The organism is Brevinematia bacterium (assembly GCA_039630355.1).
Taxonomy (GTDB): domain Bacteria; phylum Spirochaetota; class Brevinematia; order DTOW01; family DTOW01; genus SKYB106.
This window is the reverse complement of record JBCNVF010000011.1, coordinates 1-4452: the sequence shown is the minus strand read 5'-3', so window position 1 is coordinate 4452 and position 4452 is coordinate 1. Positions and strand designations below refer to the sequence as shown.

The 4452-nt window shown below is 41.5% G+C and carries 9 protein-coding genes; all 9 read right to left on the bottom strand.

What is annotated here, in order from left to right:
* Positions 1–225, bottom strand: a 225-nt coding sequence (locus tag ABDH28_00730) for a hypothetical protein (GenBank protein ID MEN2997554.1), incomplete at its 3' end; no start/stop codon positions are given.
* Positions 222–599: a hypothetical protein gene (locus tag ABDH28_00725; GenBank protein ID MEN2997553.1), complete on the bottom strand. Its 378-nt coding sequence runs from the start codon at positions 597–599 to the stop codon at positions 222–224. The genes ABDH28_00725 and ABDH28_00730, both read right to left, overlap by 4 nt.
* On the bottom strand, positions 593–1273 hold the full coding sequence (locus tag ABDH28_00720; GenBank protein MEN2997552.1) for a hypothetical protein: 681 nt from the start codon (positions 1271–1273) through the stop codon (positions 593–595). Before ABDH28_00720 ends, ABDH28_00725 begins: the two co-directional genes overlap by 7 nt.
* Positions 1266–1496, bottom strand: a complete 231-nt coding sequence (locus ABDH28_00715) for a hypothetical protein (protein ID MEN2997551.1) — start codon at positions 1494–1496, stop codon at positions 1266–1268. The genes ABDH28_00720 and ABDH28_00715 overlap by 8 nt, the downstream gene beginning before the upstream one ends.
* Positions 1486–1767, bottom strand: coding sequence for a hypothetical protein (locus ABDH28_00710; GenBank protein MEN2997550.1), 282 nt, complete (start codon positions 1765–1767; stop codon positions 1486–1488). The genes ABDH28_00715 and ABDH28_00710 overlap by 11 nt, the downstream gene beginning before the upstream one ends.
* Position 1768: 1 nt before the next feature.
* Positions 1769–2041 (bottom strand): hypothetical protein, encoded by a 273-nt coding sequence (locus tag ABDH28_00705; protein ID MEN2997549.1) that lies wholly within the window; start codon positions 2039–2041, stop codon positions 1769–1771.
* A 3-nt stretch (positions 2042–2044) separates the two neighbouring features.
* On the bottom strand, positions 2045–2551 hold the full coding sequence (locus ABDH28_00700; protein MEN2997548.1) for a glycosyl hydrolase 108 family protein: 507 nt from the start codon (positions 2549–2551) through the stop codon (positions 2045–2047).
* A 12-nt stretch (positions 2552–2563) separates the two neighbouring features.
* The gene (locus ABDH28_00695) at positions 2564–4027 is read right to left on the bottom strand and encodes a hypothetical protein (GenBank protein ID MEN2997547.1); all 1464 of its coding nucleotides are present in this window, start codon (positions 4025–4027) and stop codon (positions 2564–2566) included.
* The coding region (locus ABDH28_00690; GenBank protein MEN2997546.1) for a hypothetical protein at positions 4024–4452 on the bottom strand (429 nt) is incomplete at its 5' end. The genes ABDH28_00690 and ABDH28_00695, both read right to left, overlap by 4 nt.

The following is a 4452-nucleotide window of genomic DNA, read 5'->3' as shown; positions in this document are numbered from 1 at the left end:
AACAACTAGATTACTCTGAACGTTGGTAATTTCCACTCCTTGCGTTGCTAGAACATTCGTAAATACTACCAAGACATTCGTCTTCCGTAGTAAAACAATATTCGTCTGTTTTACTACCGTGCTTGCTTTAGTGTTTGTCCTATCCTCTTGCTCACATTTTACTATCCATAGCAACACTGCTAGGATGATAACTAGTATTACAAGTGTTAGACAAAGCCATCTCATCTCAAGCACTCCCTTAAAAAATCTTCCAACAAGATATACTCTCTGTTTGGCTTCTTGCTAGTTGGATATACTACCATACCCTTACGAAGCATTTCGGTAGTGAACCTATACACTCTCCAGCCTTCCAGCGTTGCGATATTGTATTTTATCACATCTTCCGTGTATCCGATAGGGTTATTATGTCTTCCGTAGATATACACCCCGCCTTCTATCTCTATGGCAACCTTTATGCTTGGAATAGCATAGTCGAACCGATATCCAAATCCTCTATGTATAGCGAACCTATATTCCTTTTCTACCACCAGCCCACGCTCGTTTGCTATGCTGTAAAGTAGTTTTTCAAACGCCAGCAAAAGAAGACGTGTTTTTAGCATTTACTCCTCACAAATGAAATAAAGTCTTCTGCTAGGTTAAGTCTTATTATCGTATTGATGTAGGTCTTATCCTCCTTTCTGTATTGCCTTCGTATCTGAATATTCTTTTCTTTTTCGTATCTTTGTAGCAATTCTAGAAAGATATCGTCTTTGTTGCTCCATAGCAAGTTGTTGCTCCGTATATAGTCATCCACTGCAAGGCTTATTGCTTTTCTAGTTTTTACTATATCTTCCTGTGGCTTCCCTATCGCTCTCTGAAGAAGCAAGTCTTCTAGTTTTATCATCCTAGCCACCAAGTCTTTTGTGGTTTCTACAAGCATGGCAACCTGCTGCGTCAGGTTCGTAATAACAGGTAATATTCCTGTCTCATTTTGTCTCATCTCCCCTTGTCCCGTGAGAAAATTTTGGACGATGTTCGCCAGCATTTCTCCAGTCTTACCCTCCAGCACAACCTCGCTCCCGCCGTGTAGTTTTATCCTCGGCTTACCATCGCTCCCTGTGTATATACTATCTATGCTCCCTATGTATGGAAGCATTTCTTCTACTTCCTTCAGAGAATACAAGTTCTTCGGAGGTAGTCCCGCCCTCTCTATCACACGATACATCGTTGCTCTAGAGATGTTAAAAATCCTAGCAAGGGTCTGCTTAGAAAACATACCTACAGGTTCATTCATCTTCCCCCTCCTTGTCTTTCTCTAGCATAAAGCCTCGCATTTTTAAGGTCTTTACACTTGCTAAATCTAATACTCCTTCCACGAAAGCGTATAGAAAAGTATTCACAAGAAGTCCAACTATAATGCTGGTTCCATCTAGTTTAGATAGAATGCCAAGAACAACTACACCAGCATATGTCATCAGAAACGCAAGAAACTTCCTACTAGCAAACTTACCACTCATACCACCAAAAAACCCCCTTGTCATCTATCTCGTAGAAGTATATCTTCCCATCCTTTATCACCATCGCTATCTTTACTTCATCTCTTACCTTAGCAACCTGCACATTATCCACTTTTAGCCACTTCCTGTCCTTTACCTCGTCCCTATATAACGCAAATAACAAAAGTCCTTCCTCTGGTGCTTCTTCTCGGATGCGTTTTCGGTAGTAGTCTATTAGCAGTTTCTTCTTCCCGCCGTATATCGGTATCCTTCCTTCCATCTCAATTATCATACTACCTCCCCCGCACAAGTGAGGATAAGATAAAAATCAAAAGCCCTGTTAAAAAACTAAGAACCGCCCCTAGTATAGCATAGAACGTCTGAAACTGTCTTTTCCTTATATCCTCTTCCATCTTATTTACCTTCTCCTCCAGATGCTGGTGTTTTATCACTTGCTCGGTTATCTTCCTGTCTAGGTTTAGTAGTGTCTCTTTTATAAACTGTATATCCCACTGTAGTGCTTTAGCAAAGTGTTGCCAGCCATTTCGTTTCTTCTCCTCTTCCATACACTACCCCCATTCTTTTACTCCTTCGTAGCTAGCTCTTCTAAGCCAGCCTTTTAGAAATACTTCCTGCGTCGGGTTTCTGGAGACAATGCTGTAATACCTTTGTATCTGTTCCTGTTTTAGTGCCATCAGTAAGACATCCTTCTTGCCTTGCTCTACCGCCTGCTTAACACCACTGATGATATCGCTTGTATCTATTCCTACTGTTTTTAACGCGTTTCTAAGAAGCATCCTTGCTGTGCTTATTCCCATGTTTATCGCTATATCGCAGTATTTAGTAGCAATCTGAAAACTATACTCTGCTATCTCATTTGCGTTGCTTTTTATCCAGTAGTCTCTGTAGTATATCTCCATCGCCTGCTCCTTGGTAAGGTTTTTGATATCCAGATTCGGGTATGCTCTTTTGCTTATACCATACTTAGTCTCCCCGCCTTTGTCTGCAGGATGATTAACATACCCGCCTTCGTGCTTGAGTATGTCCTCAAAAAACCTTGTAAATCTTTTATCCATCCCGCTCCCCCTTTACCATACCACAACGCGCACTCGGTTTATATCATTAGGGCCAAAAGCACTGAAATGTCCATCGCATCTTACCCACAGCTCCCATTTTTGCGTTGCCGTGTTGTATTGTATCTGTTTTGTATTTGCTCCTCCAAGCCTATGTCTGTCTATAGCAGTTGCTCCTACATTATGGTGATGGTAGTAGTGTGATATCTCATCCTGTATCCACTCATTCGTGCTAGCATTGCCTAGTAAAACCTTTATGAACCTTGGAAACTTCGGAAGGTCGCATATTTTTTGCCACACGGTAGGATTTTTCTGAATGGATGTTTCATATACAAACACAGGCTCTGCTTCTATCTGAAACTTAAGCACTAGAAAAGCCATCGTGTTATTCGTATTAGATGCCTTACCTACTACACGGATATTCGGTAGGTTGCCGTATGTGAAATAAACACCAGCAAACCCCGTTGTTATCGTTCCATCCTCCCAGAAACACATTCCACCCTTCACCCAGTTATTGCTCTGTGTCTGGTAGTATATATCAAACCAAGTGTTATCGTCTCGGTTTGTAGTCCAGTTAAACTCTCCGCTTGATATACTTCTTGCATTCCCTGGTCCTGCTACGACTGTAAAACTACCCTGTGTAGCATCCACAAGCCTTGCTGGTATCCGCATCACGTGTAGCCAATTAAACCCACTTGGAGTGAACGGAGAAGAAAACACCACGAAATCTCTATCCTGCACAAGCCCGTAGGTTTCCCCTAGCATACTAGCAACTACCCCGAAGCTCTGCCCTGATAGAAAAGTATCCCTGTTTTGATTTGTAAGCCATAGCGTAAATACCTCATCCATACTCGCTTTCAGTCTTATACTTTTACTCGCTTCCACTAGATTAACAGTAGTTCCAGTTAGGTTAGCGACTACAGGAAGAGGAATGGTAGGAATATCTGTAGCATTAGTAGTCCCAGTTATTATGCTTATATCTTCCTGTCTTATCCTTCTTATAGCAATATACACGTAAGTATTCCCTTCTTTCACGCACTCGGTTGTGATGTATTCTTTATTACTCCTGCTAGATACCACCACCGTAGCAGGCTGTAGGTATTCGTTTAGCGAGAATGTAATAAAGTTTATCCTGCCGTATTCTAGCAAGGTAAGCTCCTTCGCTTCCTGTGTAGTTTTCGCTTCTATCTCCACAGACACAGTATATTCCCTCTCTCCTTCCTGTATTACACCTGTAAAGTTCTTTGCTTTTACCACGAATTTTACACTACTTACTATCTCGCTTTGCGGGCTAACCACTAGCCCCCGTTCGCTTGTAATAAAGCAACTAACAAGCCCATACTTGGTTCTTATAGTCCCCTGTCCAGCATTTAAAGACTCCAAGCTCTTTTCGGTATATGCTTCCTGCTCCCATACCCTGACATTGCTTGGTATGTCTTCCCCAAAGAGAGGTTTTTTGCTAGTTGTGTAGAGTATCATAGCCTACTCTCCCTGTCTAGTATTTCGTTGTCAACGTTGTTGAACAAGACAGCCCCTTCCAGTGAGTTATCGAACCGTTTTACAATATCATTTACCTCGGATACATCCCATATCTGAAAGACTTTCACACAGGTAGCATTGTTCATATCGTTTATCTCTCTTCTACTATACACCGTGTAGTATAGGCTCTTGTTATATATCTGTATGATATCTCGTTTTACTTGACTATCTTCCTCCGCTTCCACTACCAAAAAAACATTTTCCCTAAAGCTATCCATCATCTCCCGTATCTGTCCTACCGTCTTCCCTAGCACCTGCTGGTAAGTTTCGTTTCTATCCACTATATACAGCACATTTACAAAATCCAAGTCTAAAGGGTTGTAGTATTCTTGCCTTATAGACACGGAATAGAAATTAACAAGCTC

Coding starts and splice junctions, on each gene's coding strand:
- ABDH28_00705 (MEN2997549.1), bottom strand. CDS start 2,041: ATGGAAGAGGAGAAGAAACGAAATGGCTGGCAACACTTTGCTAAAGCA.
- ABDH28_00725 (MEN2997553.1), bottom strand. CDS start 599: ATGCTAAAAACACGTCTTCTTTTGCTGGCGTTTGAAAAACTACTTTAC.
- ABDH28_00710 (MEN2997550.1), bottom strand. CDS start 1,767: ATGATAATTGAGATGGAAGGAAGGATACCGATATACGGCGGGAAGAAG.
- ABDH28_00695 (MEN2997547.1), bottom strand. CDS start 4,027: ATGATACTCTACACAACTAGCAAAAAACCTCTCTTTGGGGAAGACATA.
- ABDH28_00700 (MEN2997548.1), bottom strand. CDS start 2,551: ATGGATAAAAGATTTACAAGGTTTTTTGAGGACATACTCAAGCACGAA.
- ABDH28_00715 (MEN2997551.1), bottom strand. CDS start 1,496: ATGAGTGGTAAGTTTGCTAGTAGGAAGTTTCTTGCGTTTCTGATGACA.
- ABDH28_00720 (MEN2997552.1), bottom strand. CDS start 1,273: ATGAATGAACCTGTAGGTATGTTTTCTAAGCAGACCCTTGCTAGGATT.